Here is a 25,249-nt window from a genome sequence, read left to right on the forward strand (position 1 = left end):
GTTAGAGGCTCCCTTAATGCGCCGTCGCTTCGGAGGCGAACAGGAGATCGTGGATCTCCTTTTCCAACCGGCCGGCACTGCCGTCCGCGTTCGAGACCCGATCGACGTCGACCACCTCGGCCTTGACGCGGCCGGGATGCGGCGACAGCAGCAAAATGCGGTTGCCGATGCGGATCGCTTCCGCGATCGAATGCGTCACGAACAGCACGGTGAATTTGGTTTCGCTCCAGAGCTGGAGCAACTCGTCCTGACAGGTTCGCCGCGTCAGCGCGTCGAGCGCCGCGAACGGCTCGTCCATCAGGAGAATGTCGGGCTCCATCGCCATGCCGCGCGCGATCGCGACGCGCTGCTTCATGCCGCCCGAGAGCGTGTGCGGATAGGCGTCGACCACGCGGGTGAGGCCGACCTTCTCGATATACGCTCGCGCGCGGGCCTCGGCGTCCTTGCGCGGGAGGCGCCTGGCCGTGAGCAACGGGAACATCACGTTCGCGAGCACCGTCTTCCACGGCAGCAGCTGGTCGAACTCCTGGAAGATCATCATCCGGTCGGCGCCGGGGCCGTGGATCTCGCGATCGTTGATGCTCATCCGGCCTTCGCTCGGGCTCATATAGCCGCCGACGGCCTTGAGCAGGGTCGACTTGCCGCAGCCGGACGGCCCGAGCAGCACGAAGCGGTCGGACTTGTCGACGGTGAAGGAGACCCTTTCGGTGGCGGTAACGACGGCGCTGGAGGTCTTGTAGCGCAACGTCACGCCGCTGACATCGAGCAGCGCCATCAGCTGCCCTTCAGGTCGTGCGCGACGGGGAGATAGTAGTCCGTCCAGGCCTTGGGCTGGGTCTTCAGCGTGCCGGTCTTGTACAGATGGGCGGCGAATTTCATCGTGCCCTGCGGCTCGAGATTCCACTCCATCATGCCGGGCTCTTTCAGGAGGTCGAGCAGCTCTTCCGCCGAGGTCTTGTCGCCGGTGATCTCCTTGTAGATCTCGACGGCTTGCCTGGTGTCGCTGCGGATCAGGTCCTGCGCTTCCTTGGTCGCATCGCGCACGGCCTGGATGATCCTGGGATTGGCGTCGGCGAATTTCGTCGTGGTGAAGAACTGCGCCTGGCTGAGCGGGCCGCCCATCACGTCCGGCGACGAGAGAACGACATGCGCGCCCGGCACGTTCTTCAGCTCCAGAAACGTGAACGGCGGGATCGAAAAGTGGGTGTGCACCTCGTGCTTCGAATTGGCGAGCGCCGCATAGGCGTCGGGATGGCCGAGCTGCACCGTGTTGACATCGAGCTTCGACCATTGATCGGCCCCGAAAGCTTCGGCGGCCGCGATCTGAAGCACGATCGCCTGGGTCGAGACCTTGACTGTCGGCACCGCGATCTTGTCGCTGGGGCCGAAATCCTTGATCGACTTGATGTTGGCGTCGCGGCTGATCAGCGTCATCGGCTGCGCCGAGGTGGCGACGATACCCTTCACGCCGCCGCGGGTACGATCCCACAGCAGCAGCAGATTGCCCGTGCCGGTGTTGAGAATGTCGACGCCGCCCGCGAGCAGCGCATCGGTCTGTGCCCCGCCGCCGGAGAAGGTGATCCATTTGGTTGTGACACCGGAGACACCGAGGGAAGTCGCGTGCTTCTCGATCAGCTTCTGCTTCTCCATGATGTGGCTCGGCATGTAAAAAATGCCGGGCTGCCGCGACAGCGAAATCTCGGACTTCTGCTGCGCGTGCGCGGGCAATGCCGTAGCGACGATCAAGGCGGCGGCTGCCAGGCCAATCTGAAATTGCTTCATCATTGTTGTTTGTTTCCTCCGGCCGCCATTGACGAGCGATCCGACTGATGCACTAATGCATTAGTGCATCAAAGGCAAGCGCGCCGGAGCCGCCGCCATGGAATCAGCCCATACCGCGCCCCGCGCGGCCTCCCGCCCCGGCGCGCGGCTAGACCGAGCCCGGCAGGCTGCGCCCCAGGTCTTCGAGCGGCTGCGCAACGCGATCATCGCGCTGGAACTACCGCCGGGGGCGCCCTTGTCGCGTGCCGAGCTTGCCGGTCAGTTCGGAGTCAGTTCGACACCGGTGCGCGACGCGCTGATGCGGCTGGAGGAGGAAGGGCTCGTCGACGTGTTTCCGCAATACGCGACCGTGGTCAGCCGGGTCGATGTCGGCCGCGCCCAGCAGGCACATTTCCTGCGCCAGGCGCTGGAGCTCGAAATCGTCCGGCTGCTCGCGGAAAAGCACGACGGATCCCTAATCATCCGCCTCGACCACACGATCGCGCTCCAGCAGCAATTCGCCAAGGCTGGAAACTTCGAGAGCTTCATCGCCGGTGACAATGATTTTCACGCGCAGCTTTATGCGGCCGCCGGAAAACAGGAGCTTTGGGCGCTGGTGCGCAGCCGCAGCGGTCATATCGACCGGCTGCGCCGGCTTCACCTGCCCTCGCCCGGCAAAGCCCAGAATATCGTACGCCACCATAGGCTGATTACGCGGGCGATCGAAGCCGGAGACGCCGATGCCGCTCAACTGCATCTACGCAAGCATCTGTCAGGCACGTTGAGCGAGCTGGCCACGATCCGAAGCCACTATCCCGAGTACCTCACCGACTAGGCGCGGCGCAGCCTGCGGCCTGCACGATAGCGTGCACGCATACTTGAAGATGTCATTGAGGACGCGACCGTCGTTTGGTCGCGGAATGCCGCCCATTTTGCTCTAGGCGGCATCCCGGCCGTTCCGTCGCTCCGGCCCGAGATAGTCGAAATCCGCGGTGCTGCGGCCGTCCATCGGACCGCTGCGCAATCTGACGAAGAAGCTCTGGACCTCGGCCGCGAGACGCTCGGCGGCGCCGGAGACCTGATTCGCCGCGCCCATCACCTGATCGGCCGAGCGGTTGGTTTCCTCGATCGCGCCGGAGACCGTCACGATGCTGGCGGCAAGCGTCCGTGTCCCGGACGCCGCCATCTGGACGTTCTGCGAGATCTCCCGCGTCGCCGCCCCCTGTTCTTCGACTGCGCTTGCGATCGCCGCGGTCACTTCGTCGATCAGGCGCATTGCGGTCGCAACCTCCTTGACGGAGGTGACCGCGCTGCCGGTCGAGCTCTGAATCGCCGCGACCTGCTGCGCAATCTCCTGCGTCGCGTTGCCGGTCTGCTCGGCCAGCGCCTTCACCTCGGACGCCACCACCGCGAAGCCGCGACCGGCGTCGCCGGCGCGCGCCGCCTCGATCGTGGCATTGAGCGCGAGCAGGTTGGTCTGGGCGGCGATCGCCTGGATCAGATCGACGACGGAACTAATCCTCTGGGCCGCCTGGGCGAGGCCCTCGATCTCGGCTTCGGAGCGCGCGGTCACGTCGCCCGCCGACCGCACGGTCGTGTTCGACAGTTCGATCTGGCGGCCGATCTCGACGATGGAGCTCGCGAGCTGCTCCGCCGCCGCCGCGACGGTCTGGACGTTGGCCGCCGTCTGCTCGGAGGCGGTCGCCGCGGAAGCCGCCTGGCTCGTCGCCTCGTACGCGATGCCGCTCAGGCCCTGCGCGGTGTGCCGCATGGTGCCGGCATTCTCGTCGACCAAGGCGAGAAGATCGCGCGAGGTCGCGCGGAAATCCTCGACCGCATTCTCCGTGTTGCGATTGGCTGCCTCGCGCGCTTCGGCTTCACGCGCGAGGCTCTTCGCCGCCCGCTGCTGCGCGATCACATTGTCGCGGAATTTCGCCACCGCCTGAGAGACGACGCCGATTTCGTCACCGCGCTGCGCCGTCCTGAATTCGACGCTGGTGTCGCCGCCGGACAGCCGCGCGGAATCAGCCACCAGCTCGACGATCGGACGCGTGATCGAGCGCGCGACCAGGATCGCGATCACCGTGCCGAGTGCAAGCCCCGCGGCGAGCAGGATCCATTGCATCAGAAGCAGCTTCTCGACCTCGGCGGCCACGCTGCGGGAATCCTCCGCGAGCCTCGACTGCTGATCGCTCTTGATGCCACCCGCGCGCCGACCGTCGGCCTCCTTCTTGCCGTCGAGAAGATCGAGAATCCGCGCGGCACGCGGTGCGGCTTCGGTCGACAGAATGAAGACCGGCGCGTTCCACTGCGGCGTCAGGCGAATCGCGAAAATCCTCTCCGGCAGCGGCGCGAAGGCTTCATTCGCCTTGACGATGGCCTGGTAGGCGATCTTCTGGGTGACGGTGAGCAGCTCCTCCTGTGTCTTGACCGATGCGAGCGCCGCCCTGAAGGTCGCAAGCGGCTTTTCGAACTTGTCGCGGTCGGCGGCCTCGCCTGAGGCGACGTAGAGCCGCAATTGCGATCCCGCCGCAGCGAGATTGCCGCGAACGTCGGCAAAGGTCTTGAGCAAGTGCTTGCGCTGCGGCGTCGCCTCCAGCAACTCCTCCTCTTCGATCATCCCGGTGATCTTTGCAAACATGGTCGCGATCAGCGGCGCGGCATCCTTCGCCAGGAGGTCGCTTGCCGGATAGGCCGACGGGGTGAAGGCCACCATCTCCGCCCTGTCCTGGGCCTGACGGAATTCCGCGATCAGCGCCTTGGCCTCGCGCCAATTGGCCTCGTTCTGTGCATTGGAAAATCCTTCGGCCATGCGGTCGACTGCGGCGGCGGTGCGGTCGAGCTCGGCCCAGACCGCCGCCCGGTCGCGCTTGGCTTGCTCGTCACCCGTCAGCAGGTAGCCGCGCAAACTCGATAGCGTGGAGTAGAGGTTACCGACGAGTTCGGTGCTCGCGATCGCGACCGGCGCACGCCGGTCAACGACATGCTTGATGCGCGACGAGATATCCGAGACTACGGAGACGGTGTAGATCACGGTCGCTGCGAGCAGCGCGCAGATCAGCGCAAAACCGCCGAGCAGCCGGGTACGAATTCCGGTGTCCGCCATCGATTTGAACATGAGGGTCTCGTATTGTTGATGTCGCCTGATCGGCCGGGATCTCGGCGGCGCGGAAAATTGAGCAATGCGATACGCAATAAAGAGGTCGTGGAACAAAGAGGTCGTGGAACTAACGGCTATTTTCGGGGATCATATTTAATTCCAGGTGAAGTCGTCATTCCGTACAACTACGGCGAGAATTATATATCCTACCCCTCTGCACGGCGCGTGCAGCGAGTGTCCGTGGCAAATCCCTCCCCCTATGTGCACGCAAGCATGCATAGGTGGTATGGAGATCGCGCGTCGACGCGGCGGGCAAAGCTACTGTCTGGGTCGCGAAGCGCTTGCGGGCCGAGCAGAATCCGCGCAACAATTTCACATTGAAGCGTCGAATCTCTCAACCGAATTGGACCTCCCATCGGGCTCGGAGGACGGGAATTTGGCCAACATCCTGATCGTGGATGACGACCCGGCCGTACAGATCACGATCCGGCTGCTCCTGGAGCGGGCCGGGCATCACGTGACGGTCGCCGATGATGGCCGCAAGGGGCTCGCGCTGGTTGAGGCCAGCCCATTCGACTTCTTGTTCCTCGACATATTCATGCCCGGCATGGACGGGCTGGAGGCGATGCGTCACATCCGGGCGCAGCAGCCGGCCATTCCGATCGTCGTCATTTCAGGCCGCTCGATCACGCCGGATGTCCATGCCGAGCCGGATTTCCTGAAAATGGCGACCAAGCTCGGCGCGGTGGCGAGCTTGCAGAAGCCGTTCCGAGCCGAGGCGCTGCTCGCCGCGGTTGATGGCTGCCTGAAGGCGCGCGAGCCGGAGGGGCCCGATGTCAGCACCGTCAGCCGATGATGAGGACGCCCGTTCTGTTCCAGACCAGAACAGGCGCGGCCATTCGAGAAGCGGTGCGAATATCCCCATGACGCTCACCACGCGGCTGGCCATCGCGATGATCCTGCTGGTGGCGGTTACCGTGGCCGCAGTCGGCTGGCTGGGCTATCGCAACACCACCCAAGCCGTCATTCCGCGGGTTCTGGAACGCGTCGAAGCCCAGTCACGCCTGCTGGCTAGCAATCTTGAATCCTACGTAGCCGGAGCTCGTGGCGATTTGGTCGGCTATCGCTCCGCTGCAGCCATCAATGGCCTGATCCGGGCTCACATCGGTGGAGGTATTGACGCCGTTGACCGCGTTTCGGAGCAAACCTGGCGCGAGCGCATCGCGGCGCGGCTCGTGGCCGAGATCGAGGCCAAACCCGGCTACGGACAGTTTCGCATCATCGGTCTCGACGACGACCAGCGCGAGCTGGTCCGCGTCGATCGCTCCGGCCCGAATGGAGCGGCACGGATCGTCCCCAACAGCGAACTGGAGCGCAAGAGCGAGCGAACCTACTTTCAGGAAACAATTCGACTGGCGCCCGGCGAAATTTACGTTTCGCCAATCGATCTCGCCACCCGCCAGGGAGGGACCACGGTCTTTCACACGCCGACTTTGCGAGTCGCAACGCCGCTGTTCACACCGGACGGCAAGCCCTTCGGTATCATCATCGCCAATATCGACATGCGTCCGGCACTCGACCGCGTCCGCTCGACCGCGGGCTCGGGGGGAGAAATTTACGTCGTGAGTTCGCGCGGCGACTATCTTGTCCATCCCGATCGCGCGCGAGAATTCGGCTCATTGCGAGGCCACCCCACCAACTGGCGCAATGACTTTCCATTTTTTGCAGGCCAGGCTGGCACGCTGGAAGGATCCACGCAGCTCATCACCGACGGATCGGGCCGTCCAAGCGGCGCGGCGATCGCGCCGGCGCTGCTTGCGGGCAAGGAATGGGTCGCAATCATCGAGACAGTTCCCCCGTCCGTGTTCGGCCGCGTGCCGGCGGCCATTCAAAAAACCTCCTTGCTCGTCGGCGTGCTTGCCGTCCTCGCCGCGGCTTCACTCGCGGTGCTCCTGGCGCGCTCATTGACTCGCCCGATCGGGCGTCTGACCGCGGCGGTAGAGGCAATCGGCAATGGACGTCCAGCGGACATTCCCATCGATGCCGGGGGCGAGACCGGCGTGCTGGCACGGGCTTTTGCCCAGATGGTCGAAGAGACGCGGGCGAAAACAGCCGCACTCGAACGCGAAGTTCAGGAGCATCGCCGCACCGAGGTCGCGCGAAGCCATCATGCGGCGCGCGAGCGCTTGTTCAGTGCCGCGGTCGAATCATCCGACGATGCCATCGTGATGCAATCGCTCGACGCCACCATCACGGGCTGGAATCCTGCCGCCGAACGCCTCTATGGCTATTCGGCCGATGAGGCAATCGGGAAATCCACCTCGATCATTGTCCCGCCCGACCGCCGCGAGCTGGGCAAGGACTATTTACAGCGGATCGCCCGGGGCGAGCCGATCGAACGCTTCGAGACAGTGCGCCTGCGCAAGGACGGCACGCCGGTCGAGATCTCGCTCGGCCTCTCGCCGATCAGGGGACCCTCGGGCGAGATCATCGGCGCTTCCGGCTCTGCGCGGAGCCTCACAGAGGAGCGGCGGGCCGAGCGAGCGCTCCAGCAACAGCTGGAGGAGCGGCGGCAGATCTTCGACACCTCGCAAGATCTGATCATGGTCATGGACTCGCACGGGTATGTCGTTCAGATCAGCCCGAGCAGCGAAACCATTCTCGGCTTCCGGCCAGAGGAGATGATCGGCCGCGGCGGCGTCGACTTCATTCATCCCGATCATCTGGAGCAGTCGCGCGGGGAGATGCGCGCGCTGCGGGCCGGCGATCGCCCCAAGCTCGCCGACACCCGCTGCTTCCACAAGAACGGGCATGAGGTCTGGCTGTCCTGGCTCGGCAACTGGTCCGAGCAGGCTCAGCGCTTCTTCTTCGTCGGGCGCGACATGACGGAGGCCCGGCTCGCGCAGGAATCCTTGCGCGAGAGCGAACGGCTCGCCCGCAACATCGTCGAGACAGCGCTCGACGCCTTCGTCCAGACCGACGAGACGGGCAGCATCCTGAACTGGAATTCGCAGGCCGAGCAACTGTTCGGCTGGCGCCGCGACGAGGTGCTCGGCAAAAACACCTTCGATCTGATCGTCGCCGAGGTCGAGCATGAGAGGGTCAAGGTCGGCCTGAAACACTTCCTGGAAAGTGAGGATGGCAGGACGCTGAGCCGCCGCCGCGAGCTGCTTTGCCGCCGACGCGACGGCAAGGAGTTCAAGGCCGAGTTGAGCGTCACCGCACTGAAGCGCCGCGATGGCCTGCTGTTCAACGTCTTCTACCGCGACCTCACCGACAAGATCGCGGCCGAGGAGCGCATCCGCCACGCAGAGAAGATGGAGGCGGTCGGCCAGCTCACCGGCGGGGTGGCGCACGATTTCAACAACATCCTCACTGTCATCACCGGAACGATCGAGATCCTGGCTGACGCGGTGGCCAAGGAGCCGGAGCTTGCGGCCATCACGAAGATGATCGACGAGGCCGCCGGGCGCGGCGCCGATCTGACCCAGCACCTGCTCGCGTTTGCGCGCAAGCAGCCGCTCCAGCCGCGCGAGATCGACATCAACTCGCTGATCATCGACACCGCAAAGCTGTTGCGGCCGACGCTGGGCGAGCAGATCCAGATCGAGTCCGTGTTCGAGGACGAGAGCTGCGTCGCGATCGTCGATCCCAACCAGCTCACGACCGCCATCCTCAACCTCGCGCTCAACGCCCGCGACGCCATGCCCGGCGGCGGCAAGCTGATCGTGGAGACGGGCGCCGCCTATCTCGACGAGGTCTATGCCAGCGTCAATGACGTCCCGCCCGGGCACTACGTGCTGATCGCGGTGAGCGACACCGGAGCCGGCATCCCCGCCAACATGCTGGCAAGGGTGTTCGACCCCTTCTTCACCTCGAAAGGACCCGGCAAGGGCACCGGACTCGGGCTGTCCATGGTCTACGGCTTCATCAAGCAGTCCGCAGGCCACATCAAGATCTACAGCGAGGAGGGTCACGGCACCACGATCAAGATGTATCTGCCGCCCGGCAACACCGCCACGGTGGTCGGCGATGGCGTGACGCCGGCGACGGTCGAGGGCGGACACGAGACGATCCTCGTGGTCGAGGATGACCGGCTGGTGCGCGACTACGTGCTGGCGCAGCTGCATTCGCTCGGCTACGTCACCTTGCAGGCCGCGAACGCCGCGGAGGCGCTAGCGATCGTCGCCGCCGGAAAACCGTTCGACCTACTTTTCACCGACGTCATCATGCCCGGCAAGATGAACGGACGGCAGCTCGCCGACGAGCTGTTGAAGACGCGCTCCGATCTCAGGGTGGTTTACACATCCGGCTATACCGAGAATGCGATCATCCATCACGGCCGGCTCGATTCCGGCGTTCTGCTGCTGGCAAAACCCTATCGCAAATCGGATCTGGCGCGGATCATCCGCAGGGCGCTGAGCGGGTAACGCTCCGTAGCCCGGATGGAGCGCAGCGCAATCCGGGGGCATGTCTTGCCGCATACGGGGGCTCCCGGATTTCGCTGCGCTCCATCCGGGCTACGATGTTTCACCGATAGGGTTACGACGCGCGCTGGGCTGCGGTCATCACGATGCGGATCAGATCGGCGGCATTGCGCGCGCCGAGCTTCTTCATGATGTTGGCGCGGTGGTCCTCGATGGTGCGCGGGCTGATGCCGAGCGTGCGGCCGGCTTCCTTGTTGGAAGCACCGGCGGCGAACTGTTCGAGCACCTCGCGCTCCCTGCGGGTCAACGGCTCGCGTCCAGGGAAATGCAGCGCGTTGAACTTGGGCGATGCGCTCTCTGCCTGCCTGCGTGCATAGGCTCCGATCGCCTCGTCCAGCCGGCCGACGATCTCGCTGCCGCGGAACGGCTTCTCGATGAAGTCGAGCGCGCCGTTCTTGATGGCGCTCACCGCCATCGTGATGTCGCCCTGCCCCGAGATCATGAAGATCGGCGCCGGATAGTCCTCGCCGTGCAGTTCCTTGAGAATGTCGAGGCCCGACTTTCCCGGAATATGCACGTCGAGCAGGATCGCAGCCGGTGAGCGGCTTCGTGCGACGGAGAGCAACGCAGCGCCGTCGGCAAAACAGATCACTTCATAGCCCGCAGCATGCAACACCATCGACAAGGTGTCGCGAACAGCAGGGTCGTCGTCGACTACGAAGATCTCGCCACGGGAGGTTTGTTCGACCATGTGCCATGTCCATTCGGCGATCAAGGACTCGCGTCCGCACCAACGGTTATGGCGTTCGGCGCAGATTCAGCCCACCCGTATTTGTACGGGACATGGACTTAACGCACAAGTAGCGGCAAGGCGCCTAATTGGAGGAGACGGAGAATATCCATGCTAAATTTCGCCGGCACGCCGCCTCTCATCACGACGCCCGAAACCGACAGCCGTCAGTTGATCGCGGCCGATCTTCGCTCCCTGATCGCCCAGATCGACAGCAGCATGCGCCTGATCGACGCGGCTATGGTGCAGGACGACGGCGATCAGGCGGGTTCCACCGACATTTTCGTGCTCGACGACGTCACGCCTCATTATGCCGCGGCGAGCGTCGCCCTCAGCACCTGCCGCGCCGGCCTCGGCCACGCGCTGCGATCCTTGTCGGAACCCGGCGGTTCGGTGGAGATGACGATGGGTACGGCAAACCTGCCGCACCGGATCGCATAGCTGTTCCCAGCTTTACGCGCGATGCCGTTCCACGATTGCGTCGGTGGCAACGCCGCCCCAAGTGTGCATTGCGGGGAGACCCATCGCGGCTTTGCCGAGATTGGCAAGGCTGATGCGCAGGGCCGCGAGATCGAGCGGCTTCGGCAGGCTCTGGAGCTCGATGCCGACGGACCGGGCAACGTTGCGGGCGGCGCTGCGGCGCTTGCCGTCCATGCCGCTGATGACGATCACAGCGCCCGCGAATTTTGCCTTCGCCATCTCGCGCAGCACGTCGATGCCGTCGCCATCCTCCAGCACGAGATCGAGCGTCACGCAGTCGAAGCGCGCGGCGCGAAGCTTTTCGATCGCCTCCGCAACCGACGGCGCCACAGTGACTTCGTGGCCGGCCTGCTTGGCGGCAACCGTGATCAGGCTGCGCTGCGTGGCGTCGTCATCGACCACCAGGAGCTGAAGTGCGCGCCGCTCGGCGCCATCGGGCAGGTTCGACGAGATCGGGGAGAGGGAACTTCTGGGCATTGCCATATCCTGAGATTGAGACCGGCAACGCATACACGGTTCGCGCTTAGGCCACGTAAAGCCGTTGCGGCGAATTCAACCGGATGTTTTCAGCAAATGTGAAGCAAGCTGTCGGGACAACGCGACGGTGGATGCCCGCGGAAATCAGACTACCGCGTCGTGGCCGTTGGCCCCTGCGCGCTTCTTCCTGTTCTTGCCGCGCAGGAACTGGATGTCCATCTCAGCGCCGTTGACGCGCACCAGCTCGCAGCGGCGGTAGGCAAGCCCGGTAGACGACAACAGCAGGAAGAACTCCTTCAGGTTCAACCCCTGGATCGATCCTTCCACCGTGAGGATGGCATCCGTGTCGGAGATCGCGTTGAGCTTGCAGTCGCGGCGCCAGGTGCCGTCGATGGCCATGATGCAGACATCATAGCCGCGGCTGAACGTCACACGCTCCGCACCCTTTCCATCCTCGGCCATGCTTATCGTCCTGCCATCACCGCCACGCGCGGCGCCGCTCCGGCGAGAGCCGGCCTGGCTGCCGCCGCACGCGCGTCGTTCGGCTTGTAGAGGCCGCGACGCTCCGGAATCGGCCTGAAAGTGTCGGTCAATCCGACCACGGTTTCGGCCGCACCCAGCACCAGGAAGCCGTCTCCCTCGATCTGGCGCGCCAGGCGGTTGAAGATGTTGATCTTGGTGTCCTGGTCGAAATAGATCAGCACGTTGCGGCAGAAGATGACGTCGAACGTTCCGAGCTGGGCGAAGTCGTGCAGCAGGTTGAGCTGGCGGTGCTGGATCATCGCCCGCAGCTCGGGATTGATCTGCCAGGTTTCGCCGGTCTGTTTGAAATATTTCATCAGCATCTGGATCGGCAGGCCGCGCTGCACTTCGAACTGGCTGTAGATGCCGGCCTTGGCCTTCTCCAGCACCTCCTGCGACAGGTCGGTCGCGATGATCTCGACGCGCCAGCCGGTCAGGGCCGCCCCCATCTCCTTCAGGCTCATCGCCAGCGAATAGGGCTCCTGCCCGGTCGAGCCGGCCGCGCACCAGATGCGGACGCTCCGGCGACCGGCGCGGGCCTTGATGATCTCGGGCATGATGGTGTCGCGGAAATGTTCGAACGGGACCTTGTCGCGGAAGAAGAAGGTCTCGTTGGTGGTCATCGCCTCGACCACGCTGGTGACGAGCGCGCTCGAGCTGCCCTGCAGCTTCTGCACGAGCTCGCCGATGCCGGAGAGCCCGGCCTTGCGGGCGAGCGGCAGCAGCCGGCTTTCGATCAGATATTGCTTGTCTGCGGACAGGTCGAGCCCGGAATGATCCCTCAGGAACTTGCGCAGATACTCATACTCGGTCGGGGTCACTGATAGCCTCTCGGAAGCTGTACTGGGAACACTCTGGCCAAAGCACTCGGGCCAGACACACTCAGACCATGACTTGTCCGACCGGGATCAAGCCGACTTCAGCGAACTTGTCGGCGATAATGTCTTTGTCGAAGGGCTTCATGATGTACTCGTTGGCGCCGCCGCTGAGCGCTTGAGCAATGTGAGCGACATTGTTCTCGGTGGTGCAGAACACGACCTTGGGCTGGTCGCCGCCGGGCAGGCGGCGCATGTGGCCCATGAACTCGAAGCCGTCCATGACCGGCATGTTCCAGTCGAGCAGCACCGCGTCCGGCAGCTTCCGCTGGCAGACCTCGAGCGCTTTCGAGCCGTCCTCGGCTTCGGTGACTTCGAATTCCAGGCCTTCCAGGATCCGGCGCGCGATCTTGCGCACGACGCTGGAATCATCGACCACCAAACATGTCTTCATTTTGGTTCTCCGGCTTCGATGTTTTCGGGCTCACGCAGCCATTTGCACTTCAGTTTTGAGTTCGAGGACGCGATCGACGTCGAGGACGACCATGAGCTGGCCGTCGAGGCGGTGGACGCCGCCGGCGAGCTTGGCCATGCGGGGATCGAGGTTGACGGGGTTTTCTTCCTTGTTGTCCTCGGCAAGCCGCAGCACCTCGCCGATCTGGTCGATCAGCAGGCCGTAGGATTCACCGCGCAGGTCGACACCGACCGCCATCGGCAGCTTGCCGTCCTCGGGCTTGGGCAGGCCGAGCCGGGCGCGCATGTCGACCACGGTGACGATGCGGCCGCGCAGGTTCAGCACGCCCGCGATCTCGCGCGAGGCCAACGGCACGCGGGTGACGCGCTCGGGCATGAACACGTCCTGGACCCGGGAGATCGGCAGGCCGAACAGCTGGCCGCCGATCATCGCGGTGACGTATTCGACCATGGCGCCTTCGCCGGACTGGGTCTTGTTGCTCATTGATGTATCTCCTTGCCGTCCTTACGCCGCCGCCCGGCTCAGCTCGGAGGCGCCGGCGGCGCCCGCGGTCTGTTCCTTCAGCGCCGCGATCAGGCCGGGACGGTCGAACTTGGCGACATAGTCGTGGAAGCCGGCCTGCCGGCCGCGCTCGATCGCCGCCGGCGACACCAGCGCGGAGAGGCCGATGATCGGCATCGAACCCAGATTGTTGTCGGAGCGGATCACTTCGGCGAACTCGAACCCGTTCATGTCGGGCATCTCGATGTCGGTCAGGACCACGTCGAAGGTTTGCGCGCGCAGCGCGGCCAGGCCCTCCTGCGCGGTCGGCGCGGTGCGGACGCGGTAGCCGGCGGCCTTGAGCACCGGGGCCAGCATGTTGCGGAAGAAGGCGCTGTCGTCGACCAAGAGCACCGACTGCGAGTGCATCGACGGCTTCATCTCCTTGCGGGTGAACCAGTCGGCAAACGCCATCGGCAGGAAGTGGCCGACGTCGATCACCTCGGTGGCCTGGCCCTTGATCACGGCCGAGCCCAGGATGCCGCTGGAGGAGCCGCCGACCTCGATGTTGAGCCGTTCCTCGACGATGTCGATGATCTCGTCGACGACCAGGCCCATGGAGCGGCCGTCATCGGAGAACACCAGGATCGGCTGGGCGCCCTGCGACGCGATGGTGACGCTCTCCATGGCGACCAGCGGCATCAGCTGCTCGCGGTACTGCACCATGTAGCGGCCGTTGGAGAACTCGATCTTGTCGGCCGGCAGCTCTTCCAGGCGGGTGACGAGCCCGAGCGGGACCGCCTTGGGCTGGCTGGAGCCGGCGCGGAACACCAGCAGCGAGGTGGTCTGCTCGGCCGAGGAGGAATGATGGCCGGCGGCCTCGTCGGCCATGTCATGGGCCGAGGAGCCGGAGGCGCCCAGGGCTTTGGCAATGCCGTTGGGGTCGATGATCATGATGACGGCGCCATCGCCCAAAATGGTGTTGCCGGAGAACATGTCGATGTGGCGCAGCTTCGTCGACATCGGCTTGACCACGATTTCTTCGGTGTGGAACACGCCGTCGACCACGATGCCAAAGGTCTGGCTGCCGACCTGGGTCACCACGATAAAGCCGTTCTCGGGATCGGAGGCGGCGCCGTCGTCGATCTTGAGCAGCTTCTTGAGGTGGATCAGCGGCAACAGCTTGTTGCGCAACCTGAGGACGGCCGTGTCCTTGATGCGCTCGATGCGGTGCTCGGAGTTGGCCCGGGCCCGCACCAGCTCGACGACCGCGAGCTGCGGGATCGCGAAGCGGTCGCCGGCGGCCTCCACGATCAGCGCCGAGACGATGGCGAGCGTCAGCGGGATCTTGATGGTGACGGACGAGCCTTCACCGGCGACGCTCTTGATGTCGATGGTGCCGCCGATCTGGTCGATATTGGTGCGCACCACGTCCATGCCGACGCCGCGGCCGGAGACCGAGGTGATGGCGGCCGCGGTCGAGAAGCCCGGCGCGAAGATGAACTTGTGGATCTGGGCTTCCGACATCTTCTCCAGCTCGGCCTCGGTGACGAGACCTGAGGAGATCGCCTTGGCCTTGATCTTGTCGGTGTTGAGACCGCGGCCGTTGTCGGCGATGCAGATGATGATGTGGCCGCCCTCGTGATAGGCGGACAGCCGGATGGTGCCCTGCTCGCCCTTGCCGCTCGCGGTGCGCTCGGCCGGGGTCTCCAGGCCGTGATCGGCGGAGTTGCGCACCATGTGGGTGAGCGGGTCCTTGATCAGGTCGAGCACCTGGCGGTCGAGCTCGGTGTCGGCGCCGTGCATCTCCAGATCGATCTGCTTGCCGAGTTCGCTCGAGAGGTCGCGGACGATGCGGGGCAGTTTTTGCCAGGCATTGCCGATCGGCTGCATGCGCGTCTTCATGACGCCCTCCTGCAGCTCGGCGGTGACGTTGGAGAGCCGCTGCAACGGCACCTTGAACTCGGTGTCCTCGTTGCGGCGGGAGATCTCGAGCAGCTGGTTGCGGGTCAGGACCAGCTCGGAGACCATGGTCATCAAATGCTCCAGCGTATCCACGTTGACGCGGATCGACTGGTTGGCGATGCGGTCGCCCTCGGAGGCAACCTCGTCCGCCATCGACTTCTTCGGTGCGGCCTTGTCCTTGCCGGGCTTGGCGGCTTCCTTGGCCGTTGGCTTGGCGGTTGCCTTGGCTGGTTCCTTGGCGGCAGCGGGGGCCGGCGCCGGCTCGGGGGCAACGTCAACCTTGGCAACGGGCGCGGGCGCTTCGATCGCGGTCTCGCGGAAGGCGCGTTCGAGCTCGTCCAGCGACACTTCGCCCGGACGCAACGGGCGCTCCAGGGTCTGGTCGATCAGCGAACCCTGCGTCTCTTTCGACGGTGCGGCTTCGACCGGCGCGGCAACCGGCGCTTCCGGCACCAGCGGCGGAGCGTCGGCGACAGGTGCCGCCGCTCCGGCCGCCATGGCGGCCATGCCCTGCCCGACCATCGCTTCCAGCTTGTCGATGAGGTCGCGGTCGGTGCCCTCCGGCTCGGCTTCGGTGGCTTCGAGACCGGCCAGAATTTCCTTGATGCGGTCGATCGAGGACAGGATCACCGTCACCGCCTGCCCCGTCACCGGCATGCCGTCACGGAATTTGCTCATCAAGGTCTCGCCGGCATGCGCCAGCGCTTCCAGACGCGGCAACCCGAGGAAGCCGCAAGTGCCCTTGATGGTGTGGACCAGGCGGAAGATGTTATCCAGGATCTTGGCGTTGTTCGGCTCCTGCTCGAACTTCACCAGCTGATTGTCGACGGTGTCCAGGCTCTCGCTGGTCTCCGTCAAAAACTCCCGCAACAGATCATCCATCGGGTACGCCTTACTGAGTTGGATCTCGACGCCTAAGCCGCACTTGGAATCGACGGAAGCCCTCGCTTAGATCGTTAGACATCCCATTTCACGGTCACGTTAATTTCAGCCTCCGTGCTAATACGGAGATTGAAGACAAGTTTGCCGTTTGACTGCCGGCGCTGACGTGTTTCGGCAAAGCCGTGTCCTCGTTTCGAGCGCGATGACGATCTAGGTAAACGCGCCGCTAACGGTGGTGTAAGGCGTCCGGAAAAGCTGCGGCCGTGCAAGGCCATGCGCGCATGGCGCACAGGCCGGATGGCTCCGCCGGCATTCGTCACCATTCGTGCTGACGACATCGGACGCGGCGCAGGTCGCGCAACGATCTGCGGGCGAGGTAACCGAAACCTTACCGCGGGCCCGCCGCCGACCGCGAAGTGCTAACCGAGACGCACCGATGAAACCGCGTCGCGGTGCTCCGACAGGCACTCGTTGATGGCGACCTGCAACGCAGCCGGTGTGAACGGCTTGCGCAGGCAGCGCGACGCGCCGAGCTCCAGCGCCATCCTCAGGAAGTCGGGAGCCGGCGAATTCAGGTTTGCGAAGGCGTATCCCGACATCGCGATCAGCGGAACGGTGGGCGCGCGTTCGTGAAAGATCCGGATCGATTCAAAGCCGCGCATGTGCGGCATGAAGATATCGATGATCATCAGATCGAACTGCTCGTTTTCGAGGGCACGAAGTCCTGCCTCCCCGCCGTCGGCGATCGTCACCCGAAAATTGTGCCGCTGGAGATAGATCTCGATGGCCATGCATACCATCGCGTCGTCGTCGACAACGAGAATATGGCGCAGACTCTCTTTCCCCGTTTGAGTTTCCCGCTTCGGCGATTCAACGATCGAACCGTGGGACACACCGTTCTCCTTTGGCTTGAATCGAAATGGTGATGGCCCCGAACGCCCCTGGGCTGGCGCAGAAGGCGGCCTGGATGGACGCGAAATCTGCGGCCACGCCACGCAGCGGCTCGAAGCAATCGCTAACGACTGAAAAAAGGCGACGCACGAATGGGGCTGCGCGGGTCGACCAACGTCCGCATGCGGCTCATGAAGCCCCCTTGCCGCTTTTTTCGTGCGCAGCCCGCGCAGGACTGGCGCCACCGGTGTCGCGAGCGAATCAGCGCGCTGGTTCTCATTTCCGCCGCAAATAAGCCAGCCTGTCTGCCCTCCAAAGGGTATATGGACGACGACACAACCTTTAATGTATCTATGGTAACCATCAGGCAACCTTCATGCCGAAGTTGCGTCGCATCGGCTCCACGCGAGACATGCAGGATCGATCCCATATGACCGCAGACGACCGCTCGCCCAACCAGGTGCTGCAAATGCTCGACGCGGCGGATTTCGACCTGCCGTGCCCCACAGCCACCACGGTTGAGTTGGTCAGAAAGACTGTCTTGGGTGAAGCGGGTATTCCGCCTGCATTCCGGCGTGCACACAACCGGAACTCCGGCGCAGCCCGCGGCATGATGACCAATTACCAACATATCCCGACGGGAACATGATGGAACTTACCCGTAGGCGGAACGGTGAATTCGGTTTCGAATTCATTGACTGAAAAGACGGGAGGCAGTTTTGGAATTGACGGGACGCGGATCCAACGGCTTCCTGTCTGCGCTTTCGGCAGACGACTATGAGCTGCTGCGTGCGCATCTGCGCACGGTTGATCTGCCGCATGAAGCCGTGCTGGTCGAGACCGGCGAGACGCTCAGGCGCGCCTACTTCCCCCACCGTGGCGTCATCTCGCTGGTCGTGAAACTCGCCAAGGGCGAGCACGTGCAGGTCGGCATGATCGGCCGCGACAGCCTGCTCGGGACACTCTCGATCATGGGCGATGCATGCGCCTTGAACACGGCGATTGTGCTGGTTGCCGGCGTAGCATCCGTGATGGACCTCGACCGGTTGCGGGTCGCGGCCGATCAGAGCAGCACCCTGCGGACGCTGCTGGCGCGCCACGGACTGGCGGTCTACGCGCAGGTTCAGCAGACCGCGGGCTGCAACGCCGCCCATCCCGTGGAGTCGCGGCTGTCCCGCTGCCTGCTGCACACCCACGACCTGTCGGGCGACTACCGGCTGCTGCTGACCCAGGAGGCCATGGCGCAGATGATCGGGGCGCGGCGCAACAGCGTGTCATTGGTCGCCAATACCTTGCAGCAGGCCAATTTCATTCACTACAGCCGCGGACACATTCAGATCATCAACCTGGACGGGCTGCGCCAGGCTGCGTGCGAGTGCTACGCCACGGTGAAGGCCCAGTACGACAGGCTGCTCGGGCCCTGACGCGGCGCAGGCACGCCGCTCACGGCACCGCTCCGAGACCGCGCCAGGCCGGCGCGTGGTAAACCAACCGCTTACGGCGGCTTGCAAACACCGCGCGTCCCGCTACCGGAACCGAAATCAGAATGGGGTAGACACCCGACTGCTCGCGCCCGAGGGCTCGCGATGCGTACCACGATGGGCAATCGGGACCGGGCCATGCTTGACGCCAATTTCGCGAATGCCTTCGATGCCGAACCCTTGCGGGAGCCAAGCGCGTTCGATGCTCTGCTGCGCGAGATCGGCGAGGACGGCGCCGGCGAAGTCCGCACGGTGTTCTGGGACGAGACTTCCGCGCGCCTGAAGCTGTTTCGTGCGCTGGGACTCGAACAGCACCGTGCCAGGATTGCGCGCGAAGCGCATTCGCTGAAGAGCGCAGCCAGAACGTTCGGCTATCTCCGGCTCGCAGCGCTGGCGCTGCGGCTGGAGAACACCGCGGAGACGCTCGGCGAGGCCGAATTTTGCGATCTCCTGGCGCGGATGGATGCGGCCTACGCTGCCGCGCGAGAGCAGGAACCGCAGGACTGACCACCCCGCGCATAACCCCGCCGTACTACTACGGTTTGAGATTTTCACAGATGGCTAATCATAGGTAGCGATAGTCGCGGGAAACCAGGAGGGTTTCCATGTTCACCTACGAGACCGCGGACCACAAGGAAGTCCGTCGCTTCCGCATCGCGCAGTTCAACGGCCGGATGGCGACGGTGACTGCGGGCGAGTCGACGGTGACGGGATTCGTGCGCTCGGTGATCGAGCGGGATTCGAGCATTCCCCCGTGCTGGATCATCACGATCATCCCCAATGCGCCGAAGGAAGAGCCCAAGCAGCTGCGGCCCACCTCGCGTGTGCGTCCGTTCGCCGAAGACTATTTCTGAGCGCGACGGCGGCGCAAGACCAGAGCCTCAATCGATCGAATGCAGCAGCGCCGCGCGGACGAGGTCCGCGGTGTTGCGCGCGCCCAGCTTGCGCATCGCCTCGGCGCGATGGCTCTCGAATGTGCGCGGGCTGATCTGCATCCGCAGCGCGCCCTGCTTGTTCGAATAACCCTCGCTGATCAGCCTCAACACCTCGCGCTCGCGCTTGGTCAGCCGCTTCTGGCCCGACAGGTTCGAGAATTCGCGGCCCGCGATGTGCGCCGGCTGCGGCGCGCGGCTGGCCTTCAATTCAGCATCCCCGGTCGTGGACGACGGGGGCAAGCCACCCTTGGGAGAGCCGGCAAGCTGCTTGACCAGGCCGCAAACACGCTCGGTCTGCGCCATCGCATTCTCCACGACCCGTTGCAAATAGGCGCGGTCGCCCGAGACCGGGGCGAGTTGATCGCTGTGATGCTTGATCTCGCCCATGTAGAGCAGGAGCGCAGTCAGGGGACCGTTGAGCTCGCGGGCGATGGCGGCGGCCATCTCGTCGGCTGCCTTGGCGCGGACGGCGTTGAGCCGGACGAAATCGCGCTCTTCAGGCGGAGAAGCGCCGCTTTCGTACCATTCCGACGGCCGTGAATCAGCCGCCGTATCATTCTGTGACCCCATGTCACTCGTTTATCGGAACCGGGGGTGGTCTGTGGTTAACTTTTTGCTCCGTAAGACTACGGTAATTTTGTCGGTTTTGTGCTGAAACGCCGGCGGAGGCACAATTTATGCTTGTGCAGAGCCGGCCTCGACCATGCACAGGTTGACAAATCTGTCTAAATTATCGGCAAGCGAGGCGAATACCGCTGTGCCGATCGCATCGCCGCCATGCGGGGCACCAAGGTTTCCGGCTTTTACGGATAAATTAACGGCGACTTGCTTCTCTATGTCACAATCGAGAGCGCGCAAATGCCTCCACGCATTGGGCTGACGGGCCTGCGGGAAACGCTGCGGAAGATTGCGTGCCATGAACGAGATCGATCAGCTATCGGAGTTCTTGCAGAAGCTGACGCCACTGTCGCGCAGTTGTCTGCTCAGCGAGCTTGAGCGGCTCGAGCTGTGCGGCGTCGACATGCCGGGATCGTCCGATATCCTGGCCAAGCTGCGCGCCGAGTTCCGCAAGGACGGATCGACCCAGGCGCGCGCCACCAGTCCCTCGCGCTACTTCTTCGCGCCGCTCGAGCTGCTCCTGATCGACGGCGCGCCCGATCACGCCAATGCGGGGCGGATTTCGCGCAACACGCTCACCCCGATCTGGGAGTGGATCTGCCGCGACCTGCTGCCGACCATGGCGCGCGACTACATCAAGGCGATCAACGACCAGGTTACGGCCAACAATCCGAAGGAAGTGCTGAAGATCGCGTCGACCTTCCAGACCAAGGTCGGCAAGGTTCTCGAGAACACCCTTGCCTCGCCCGAGAGCACCGAAACCGCGCGTGGCAAGCTCGCGCAATACACTGCCTCGCGCACCGCCTTCGACGACGTGAGGAAGATCTTGCATGTGCTGCGCGCCGGCGATGCGCTACCGAAGTTCAACGCGAAGCTGCCCGAGAAGATCACGAAGTTCGACGACGGCCAGGTCGCCCAAATTACCGCGCAACTCGACGCCTTCAAGAAATCCCATCCCCAGGCGCTGCCCTTCGCACTGGCGCTGCTCGCGAGGCGTCTGAAGACGTCATGGCAACTGGTGCGCCTCGCCACCAGACAAGCCGCGAGCAAGAGCGCCACCGACGTCGCCGTCACGCCCTATGCTTGCGTCGTCCCGATGGTGCTCGACCGGCTCGACGACAAGCGCCTCGCGCTTCGCATCGCGCTTCGCCACAACCGTGTCCTCATCGCGCGCGACCTGCTCGCCGATATCTACGATACCGAATATGCGCTCAAGGTCCGCATCGACGGCATCGAGCAATCGGATTGGGGCATCCGGCTCCAGCAGCTGATGGACGCGATCGCGGCGCTGGTGTCCGCCGAAGTGAGCCGCTTCCCCTCCAATGTCGGCCACATTCTCGGCTCGCGCCGACTGCGCAGTCACGATACGCTCGGCGGCAAGCTGAGCTATCTGGCCTGGAAGGGACGCGACGCGGTGCAGGACGGCGCGGCGGTGTTTCGCAAACTGCTCGGACAAAGCTAGAGCGCGTCAGTGCCGGGCGGGCGGCAGCGTCAGGAAGCGATCGAGAAATCGCCCTGACAGCACGAACTTGAACCACCAATACATTATTCGCCGCGTCGTCATTGCTGCGATCCTTCGACAGCCCACCACCACCGGCTATCGCGACCATTAGCGTAGGTGCAGCAATACGCATGTGAGGTGCTTCACACTGAGCTCCGGCGCGTTCGGCCGAGCTGTCGCGTAACTGTCACGAGCGAAGCGATAATATGCGCGCGCCACGCGAAATGAGTTCTTTGGCCCCTGTCGCTCCTATCTTCCTCTGCACCGCATGGAGCGATGAAAGGAGCTCGCGATGAGATCGATCCGAGCTACGACAATAAGGCGGTTGCCATGGCCCTGCACGACAAGGCCGCCGGCAACTGATACCGGCGTTATTCAATTGGGCGAAGCGCGCCTCGCTTCGTCCGATTGCAGAACACCAGCTGCGCCGTTGCGCGCGCCACGTCTCGCGGAAATCTCGTGAGATTGTCGCGCCACGACACGCGACGCGCGGGCAAGCGTAAAAACTTCTGCAACAGGATCCAGACAATTTTAGACGTGATGCAGGCTTTAACGTTACCCAGATAATTCAACAATCGGCTGAAGCTCTCCATATTTGAAACTGCTCGCATCGCTAACACACCGCCACGGAACGGGGAGTGGTTTGCGATGGACGATGGGATTGTTGAACTCGCCGGACGAAGGGCTGTCACCTTCGGGCGGCGAAAGGTGACGCCGCGCGCCTGCGTCGCCGACGGCAAGCGCCACTTGCGCGCTTTTCTTGCCGAGGTGCTTGAGGATCTCGGCTTCGTCACCAGCGAATGCGGCAGCGCCGACGAGCTGCAAGCCGTGCTCGCCAGTGACCTGCCGGACCTGATCCTGCTCGGCATTGCCCCCGACGGCATCGAGCCCGGAAAGTTTCTGGAGACGCTGGTGCGCGAGGCATTCGACGGCAAGGTTCTGGCCGTCGGCGCGCGCGAGTCGATCATCGTCAAGGCCGTTCAACAGGTCGGCGAGGAATATGGGCTTGCGATGCTGCCGCCGCTCACCACGCCCTTTGCCGCCGAGACGCTGCGCGAGCGCGTTGCGATGCTGCTGCCGGAGGAGCCGGTGCCGAGCCCGGCCGTGCATGTCGGCGAGGCCCTGCATGCAGGCTGGCTCGAGCTCTGGTATCAGCCCAAGATCGACGCACGCACGCTGGTCCGCTGCGGCGCCCAGGCGCTGGTGCGGATGCGGCATCCGACCTGGGGCGTGGTGCCGCCCGCCTACTTCATCCCCGAAGAGCACGACCCGCATTTCCGCGACCTCTCGGAGTTCGTGATCGAGCGCGCCGTGCAGGACTGGCACTATCTCCTGGAGCGGCAGAGCCCGGTCGATCTCTCGATCAATCTTCCCGCGCCTTACCTGAGGGAGCCGCAGGCGGTGCGCGATCTCTGCCGCCGCGTGCCGACGCATCCGGCCTTCGGCGGGCTGACGATCGAGATCGCCAGCGAGGAGGCGATCCGCGATCTCGAATTTCTCACCGAGGCCGCACGCGAAATGCGCTTCCACAATATCGGCCTGTCGGTCGACAATCTCGGCGCCAACTGGCCGGCGCTGATGGGACTGGAAAAAATTCCCTTCATCAAGCTGAAGGCCGACCGGCAATTCGTCACCGGCTGCGGCAATGACCGCCTGAAGCGGACGGTGTGCCGCCACATCGTCGAGCTCGCGCAGGGCTACGGCGCGCGCACCGTGGCCGAAGGCGTCGAGACCCGCGCCGATCTCGTGGCCACGAACGAGCTCGGCTTCGACCTCGTGCAGGGCTTTCTGTTCGGCAAGCCGATGCCGCTGAAGAAATTTGCAAGGAGCGCGCTGACGCGGACCGTGATCGCGGGACATGAATGAGGCGCCGCCCTCAGGCAAACCGCCGGCCTGTTGCGGCCGACCCGCGGCCATGTCGAGGTCGGCGGCCGGCGCGTCGGCGATGCCGCCGGCCATGTCGGCTACATGCTGCAAAAGGATCTGCTGCTGCCGTGGCGCAGCGTCCTCGACAACGTCATGCTGGGCCTCGAGGTCCTAAAGACACCCAAGGCCCGTGCGCGCGAAATCGCACTGGAGCTGATCAAGGCCTATGGCTTGGCCGGCTTCGAGCACGCAAAACCCGCGGCGCTCTCCGGCGGCATGCGCCAGCGTGTCGCCATCATGCGCACGCTCGCCTTCGATCCCGAGGTGATCCTGCTCGACGAGCCGTTCTCGGCGCTCGATTTCCAGACCCGTTTGCTGATGCAGGCCGACGTCTCCCGCATCATCGCCGAGTGCGGCAAGAGCGCCATTCTCGTCACCCACGACATTGGCGAGGCCATCGCCATGGCCGATCGCGTGCTGGTGCTGAGCGCGCGCCCCGCGACGGTGCGCGCGTGGCACGTGATCGACCTGCCGCGCGCCGGCCGCGATCCGGCCGCGCTACGGACCGATGCGGCGTTTCAGGATTATTTTGCGAATATCTGGGCGGATTTGGAGAAGCCGGCCGGCGTGGCGTGAAACTCGCCCCGCGCTGTGGAGATCCATGTCCGCCAAGCAGACCTGATTGATCTGGCGTGATGGTTAAGGATCTATCCTCGATCCCACCCGCATCGGCTGTTATGAAGTCGGGATTGGCTTCGCGCCGTTCGTGCTTTAGCGATCGACACCCGCGAGGTGCGGAGCCGGTTCGCAATATTCAATCAGCAATTCGGTGAGGACCCGTATCTTCCGTGCGGGATGCTGACCTGGCGGGCGGATGACATATGCACCGGCCGGAGGTGGTGGATGACGCGTCATGACCGGCATGAGCGCACCGGAAGCTATATATTCATGGATGAGGCAATCGGGGAGGCACGCGATGCCGAGCCCTGCTGCCGCTGCGGCGGCGAGAGCGGTGCCGTTGTCCGCCTTGAAGCGCCCCTCCGGACGAACCGTGATGATCTTGTCGCCATCCATGAGTTGCCAGCTTTCGGTGCCCTGCATGAGAGCGTCATGACCGACGAGTTCCTCCGGCGTCTCGGGCGACCCATGCGCCTTGATGTAGTCCGGGCTCGCGACGAACTTCCCATAGATTGGTCCGACGCGTCTTGCGATCAAGTTGGAGTCCTGAAGATAGCCAACCCGTATCGCACAATCATAACCCTCTGTGATGAGATCGACGAAGTGATCACTGTAGCACGTGTGGATTTGGAGCTGGGGATGGCGGCGCGCCATTTCCGCGAGGATGGGAGCGAAGTGAGTCGGGCCTAAAGAAAGCGGCACGGCAACTCGCAAGCGGCCGCGAAGGTCACCGGCGGGTAGGATCGTTTCCCTGGCCACGTCGATCTCGGCGCAGACTCTAGCTGCATAATCTCGGAACGTGGCCCCTGCTTCCGTGAGAGCGGCGCCCCGGGTGGTCCGTGCAAGAAGCTGGACACCAAGTTCCGCTTCAAGCCGGAAGAGCCGCCGACTGACGATTGACTTGGAGACGCCGAGCCGGAGCGCAGCAGGCGAAACTCCCCCAGCATCAGCCACTTCTACGAAGGTCTGCAGCTCTTCGATGTCCATTTAGCGTTCCCCTTTCCGCGACACAGCTTGCCATCAAAGGGTGCTACCGCATCTCGAATAGGAACGGCAATGCTGGTTTCAGGCAACGTCGCCGCTGGCGCATGTCTCCCGCAAAACC

Annotated in this window: 24 protein-coding genes and 1 pseudogene; 11 read left to right on the top strand and 14 right to left on the bottom strand. The window is 64.1% G+C overall.

The genetic code is table 11. The features are described from left to right. Positions 1 to 13: 13 nt before the first annotated feature. Together IVB18_RS48690 and IVB18_RS48695 are read right to left on the bottom strand one after the other, a co-directional pair. Complete coding sequence (locus IVB18_RS48690; RefSeq protein WP_247987124.1) at positions 14 to 775, bottom strand: ABC transporter ATP-binding protein; 762 nt, start codon at positions 773 to 775, stop codon at positions 14 to 16. Beyond that, the gene (locus tag IVB18_RS48695) at positions 775 to 1,785 is read right to left on the bottom strand and encodes an ABC transporter substrate-binding protein (protein WP_247987125.1); all 1,011 of its coding nucleotides are present in this window, start codon (positions 1,783 to 1,785) and stop codon (positions 775 to 777) included. Before IVB18_RS48695 ends, IVB18_RS48690 begins: the two co-directional genes overlap by 1 nt. Before the next feature lie 94 nt (positions 1,786 to 1,879). Here IVB18_RS48695 and IVB18_RS48700 point away from each other — a divergent pair, with 94 nt between their 5' ends. Next, positions 1,880 to 2,596 carry a GntR family transcriptional regulator gene (locus IVB18_RS48700; RefSeq protein ID WP_247987126.1) on the top strand — a complete coding sequence of 239 codons (717 nt, stop codon included), beginning with the start codon at positions 1,880 to 1,882 and terminating at the stop codon, positions 2,594 to 2,596. Positions 2,597 to 2,698: 102 nt separating this feature from the next. On the opposite strand, the gene IVB18_RS48705 is transcribed toward IVB18_RS48700, so the two are convergent. Continuing rightward, positions 2,699 to 4,879: a HAMP domain-containing methyl-accepting chemotaxis protein gene (locus IVB18_RS48705; RefSeq protein WP_247987127.1), complete on the bottom strand. Its 2,181-nt coding sequence runs from the start codon at positions 4,877 to 4,879 to the stop codon at positions 2,699 to 2,701. A gap of 418 nt (positions 4,880 to 5,297) precedes the next feature. Here IVB18_RS48705 and IVB18_RS48710 point away from each other — a divergent pair, with 418 nt between their 5' ends. Both IVB18_RS48710 and IVB18_RS48715 read left to right on the top strand, forming a co-directional pair. Continuing rightward, a complete protein-coding gene (locus IVB18_RS48710) occupies positions 5,298 to 5,717 on the top strand; it encodes a response regulator (RefSeq protein WP_247991915.1) in 420 nt (139 codons plus the stop codon). Further along, positions 5,695 to 9,291 carry a PAS domain S-box protein gene (locus tag IVB18_RS48715; protein WP_247987128.1) on the top strand — a complete coding sequence of 1,199 codons (3,597 nt, stop codon included), beginning with the start codon at positions 5,695 to 5,697 and terminating at the stop codon, positions 9,289 to 9,291. The genes IVB18_RS48710 and IVB18_RS48715 overlap by 23 nt, the downstream gene beginning before the upstream one ends. Before the next feature lie 112 nt (positions 9,292 to 9,403). On the opposite strand, the gene IVB18_RS48720 is transcribed toward IVB18_RS48715, so the two are convergent. Next, positions 9,404 to 10,039 carry a response regulator gene (locus IVB18_RS48720; protein WP_247987129.1) on the bottom strand — a complete coding sequence of 212 codons (636 nt, stop codon included), beginning with the start codon at positions 10,037 to 10,039 and terminating at the stop codon, positions 9,404 to 9,406. A gap of 150 nt (positions 10,040 to 10,189) precedes the next feature. On the opposite strand from IVB18_RS48720, the gene IVB18_RS48725 reads away from it, so the two are divergent. Next, complete coding sequence (locus IVB18_RS48725; protein ID WP_247987130.1) at positions 10,190 to 10,519, top strand: hypothetical protein; 330 nt, start codon at positions 10,190 to 10,192, stop codon at positions 10,517 to 10,519. Between the two features lie 12 nt (positions 10,520 to 10,531). Here the strand turns inward: IVB18_RS48725 and IVB18_RS48730 are convergent, their stop codons facing one another. The 7 genes from IVB18_RS48730 to IVB18_RS48760 form a co-directional block, all read right to left on the bottom strand. Continuing rightward, positions 10,532 to 11,035 (bottom strand): response regulator, encoded by a 504-nt coding sequence (locus IVB18_RS48730; protein ID WP_247987131.1) that lies wholly within the window; start codon positions 11,033 to 11,035, stop codon positions 10,532 to 10,534. 144 nt (positions 11,036 to 11,179) lie between these two features. Next, complete coding sequence (locus tag IVB18_RS48735; protein ID WP_247987132.1) at positions 11,180 to 11,497, bottom strand: PilZ domain-containing protein; 318 nt, start codon at positions 11,495 to 11,497, stop codon at positions 11,180 to 11,182. A 2-nt stretch (positions 11,498 to 11,499) separates the two neighbouring features. Continuing rightward, positions 11,500 to 12,378, bottom strand: a complete 879-nt coding sequence (locus IVB18_RS48740; protein WP_247987133.1) for a protein-glutamate O-methyltransferase CheR — start codon at positions 12,376 to 12,378, stop codon at positions 11,500 to 11,502. Positions 12,379 to 12,439: 61 nt separating this feature from the next. Beyond that, a complete protein-coding gene (locus tag IVB18_RS48745) occupies positions 12,440 to 12,826 on the bottom strand; it encodes a response regulator (protein WP_247987134.1) in 387 nt (128 codons plus the stop codon). Between the two features lie 30 nt (positions 12,827 to 12,856). Continuing rightward, the gene (locus IVB18_RS48750; RefSeq protein WP_247987135.1) at positions 12,857 to 13,330 is read right to left on the bottom strand and encodes a chemotaxis protein CheW; all 474 of its coding nucleotides are present in this window, start codon (positions 13,328 to 13,330) and stop codon (positions 12,857 to 12,859) included. Positions 13,331 to 13,351: 21 nt separating this feature from the next. After that, positions 13,352 to 16,174 carry a hybrid sensor histidine kinase/response regulator gene (locus tag IVB18_RS48755; RefSeq protein WP_247987136.1) on the bottom strand — a complete coding sequence of 941 codons (2,823 nt, stop codon included), beginning with the start codon at positions 16,172 to 16,174 and terminating at the stop codon, positions 13,352 to 13,354. A 419-nt stretch (positions 16,175 to 16,593) separates the two neighbouring features. Next, on the bottom strand, positions 16,594 to 17,007 hold the full coding sequence (locus tag IVB18_RS48760; RefSeq protein WP_247991916.1) for a response regulator: 414 nt from the start codon (positions 17,005 to 17,007) through the stop codon (positions 16,594 to 16,596). A gap of 488 nt (positions 17,008 to 17,495) precedes the next feature. Between IVB18_RS48760 and IVB18_RS48765 the strand changes: the two genes are divergently transcribed. The 4 genes from IVB18_RS48765 to IVB18_RS48780 all read left to right on the top strand — a co-directional run bounded on the left by IVB18_RS48765 (position 17,496) and on the right by IVB18_RS48780 (position 19,400). Then, positions 17,496 to 17,714 (top strand): hypothetical protein, encoded by a 219-nt coding sequence (locus tag IVB18_RS48765; RefSeq protein ID WP_247987137.1) that lies wholly within the window; start codon positions 17,496 to 17,498, stop codon positions 17,712 to 17,714. 70 nt (positions 17,715 to 17,784) lie between these two features. Then, the gene (locus tag IVB18_RS48770) at positions 17,785 to 18,489 is read left to right on the top strand and encodes a Crp/Fnr family transcriptional regulator (RefSeq protein WP_247987138.1); all 705 of its coding nucleotides are present in this window, start codon (positions 17,785 to 17,787) and stop codon (positions 18,487 to 18,489) included. A 195-nt stretch (positions 18,490 to 18,684) separates the two neighbouring features. Beyond that, the gene (locus IVB18_RS48775) at positions 18,685 to 19,053 is read left to right on the top strand and encodes an Hpt domain-containing protein (protein WP_247987139.1); all 369 of its coding nucleotides are present in this window, start codon (positions 18,685 to 18,687) and stop codon (positions 19,051 to 19,053) included. A 98-nt stretch (positions 19,054 to 19,151) separates the two neighbouring features. Further along, entirely contained in the window at positions 19,152 to 19,400 is a 249-nt protein-coding gene (locus IVB18_RS48780; RefSeq protein WP_247987140.1) for a hypothetical protein, read from the top strand. A 27-nt stretch (positions 19,401 to 19,427) separates the two neighbouring features. Here the strand turns inward: IVB18_RS48780 and IVB18_RS48785 are convergent, their stop codons facing one another. Beyond that, on the bottom strand, positions 19,428 to 20,051 hold the full coding sequence (locus IVB18_RS48785) for a helix-turn-helix transcriptional regulator (RefSeq protein ID WP_247987141.1): 624 nt from the start codon (positions 20,049 to 20,051) through the stop codon (positions 19,428 to 19,430). A gap of 105 nt (positions 20,052 to 20,156) precedes the next feature. After that, positions 20,157 to 20,399, bottom strand: a complete 243-nt coding sequence (locus tag IVB18_RS48790; RefSeq protein WP_247987142.1) for a hypothetical protein — start codon at positions 20,397 to 20,399, stop codon at positions 20,157 to 20,159. Here IVB18_RS48790 and IVB18_RS48795 point away from each other — a divergent pair. From IVB18_RS48795 to IVB18_RS48805, 3 genes and pseudogenes are all read left to right on the top strand, one after another. Then, positions 20,398 to 21,561 (top strand): hypothetical protein, encoded by a 1,164-nt coding sequence (locus IVB18_RS48795; protein ID WP_247987143.1) that lies wholly within the window; start codon positions 20,398 to 20,400, stop codon positions 21,559 to 21,561. The two genes, IVB18_RS48790 and IVB18_RS48795, sit on opposite strands and share 2 nt — an antisense overlap. A 687-nt stretch (positions 21,562 to 22,248) precedes the next feature. Continuing rightward, complete coding sequence (locus tag IVB18_RS48800) at positions 22,249 to 23,466, top strand: EAL domain-containing response regulator (protein WP_247987144.1); 1,218 nt, start codon at positions 22,249 to 22,251, stop codon at positions 23,464 to 23,466. 24 nt (positions 23,467 to 23,490) lie between these two features. Then, positions 23,491 to 24,102: pseudogene (locus IVB18_RS48805) on the top strand (ATP-binding cassette domain-containing protein); the annotation flags it as partial. A 135-nt stretch (positions 24,103 to 24,237) separates the two neighbouring features. On the opposite strand, the gene IVB18_RS48810 reads toward IVB18_RS48805, so the two are convergent. Continuing rightward, positions 24,238 to 25,131 (bottom strand): LysR family transcriptional regulator, encoded by an 894-nt coding sequence (locus IVB18_RS48810; protein WP_247987146.1) that lies wholly within the window; start codon positions 25,129 to 25,131, stop codon positions 24,238 to 24,240. Positions 25,132 to 25,249 lie beyond the last annotated feature (118 nt).

Origin of the sequence: Bradyrhizobium sp. 186 (assembly GCF_023101685.1) — a bacterium.
GTDB lineage: Bacteria > Pseudomonadota > Alphaproteobacteria > Rhizobiales > Xanthobacteraceae > Bradyrhizobium.

Coding starts and splice junctions, on each gene's coding strand:
- IVB18_RS48765 (WP_247987137.1), top strand. CDS start 17,496: ATGACCGCAGACGACCGCTCGCCCAACCAGGTGCTGCAAATGCTCGAC.
- IVB18_RS48730 (WP_247987131.1), bottom strand. CDS start 11,035: ATGCCCAGAAGTTCCCTCTCCCCGATCTCGTCGAACCTGCCCGATGGC.
- IVB18_RS48735 (WP_247987132.1), bottom strand. CDS start 11,497: ATGGCCGAGGATGGAAAGGGTGCGGAGCGTGTGACGTTCAGCCGCGGC.
- IVB18_RS48705 (WP_247987127.1), bottom strand. CDS start 4,879: ATGTTCAAATCGATGGCGGACACCGGAATTCGTACCCGGCTGCTCGGC.
- IVB18_RS48695 (WP_247987125.1), bottom strand. CDS start 1,785: ATGATGAAGCAATTTCAGATTGGCCTGGCAGCCGCCGCCTTGATCGTC.
- IVB18_RS48720 (WP_247987129.1), bottom strand. CDS start 10,039: ATGGTCGAACAAACCTCCCGTGGCGAGATCTTCGTAGTCGACGACGAC.
- IVB18_RS48785 (WP_247987141.1), bottom strand. CDS start 20,051: ATGGGGTCACAGAATGATACGGCGGCTGATTCACGGCCGTCGGAATGG.
- IVB18_RS48795 (WP_247987143.1), top strand. CDS start 20,398: ATGAACGAGATCGATCAGCTATCGGAGTTCTTGCAGAAGCTGACGCCA.
- IVB18_RS48715 (WP_247987128.1), top strand. CDS start 5,695: ATGTCAGCACCGTCAGCCGATGATGAGGACGCCCGTTCTGTTCCAGAC.
- IVB18_RS48790 (WP_247987142.1), bottom strand. CDS start 20,399: ATGGCACGCAATCTTCCGCAGCGTTTCCCGCAGGCCCGTCAGCCCAAT.
- IVB18_RS48800 (WP_247987144.1), top strand. CDS start 22,249: ATGGACGATGGGATTGTTGAACTCGCCGGACGAAGGGCTGTCACCTTC.
- IVB18_RS48780 (WP_247987140.1), top strand. CDS start 19,152: ATGTTCACCTACGAGACCGCGGACCACAAGGAAGTCCGTCGCTTCCGC.
- IVB18_RS48700 (WP_247987126.1), top strand. CDS start 1,880: ATGGAATCAGCCCATACCGCGCCCCGCGCGGCCTCCCGCCCCGGCGCG.
- IVB18_RS48775 (WP_247987139.1), top strand. CDS start 18,685: ATGCTTGACGCCAATTTCGCGAATGCCTTCGATGCCGAACCCTTGCGG.
- IVB18_RS48745 (WP_247987134.1), bottom strand. CDS start 12,826: ATGAAGACATGTTTGGTGGTCGATGATTCCAGCGTCGTGCGCAAGATC.
- IVB18_RS48725 (WP_247987130.1), top strand. CDS start 10,190: ATGCTAAATTTCGCCGGCACGCCGCCTCTCATCACGACGCCCGAAACC.
- IVB18_RS48750 (WP_247987135.1), bottom strand. CDS start 13,330: ATGAGCAACAAGACCCAGTCCGGCGAAGGCGCCATGGTCGAATACGTC.
- IVB18_RS48690 (WP_247987124.1), bottom strand. CDS start 775: ATGGCGCTGCTCGATGTCAGCGGCGTGACGTTGCGCTACAAGACCTCC.
- IVB18_RS48755 (WP_247987136.1), bottom strand. CDS start 16,174: ATGGATGATCTGTTGCGGGAGTTTTTGACGGAGACCAGCGAGAGCCTG.
- IVB18_RS48810 (WP_247987146.1), bottom strand. CDS start 25,131: ATGGACATCGAAGAGCTGCAGACCTTCGTAGAAGTGGCTGATGCTGGG.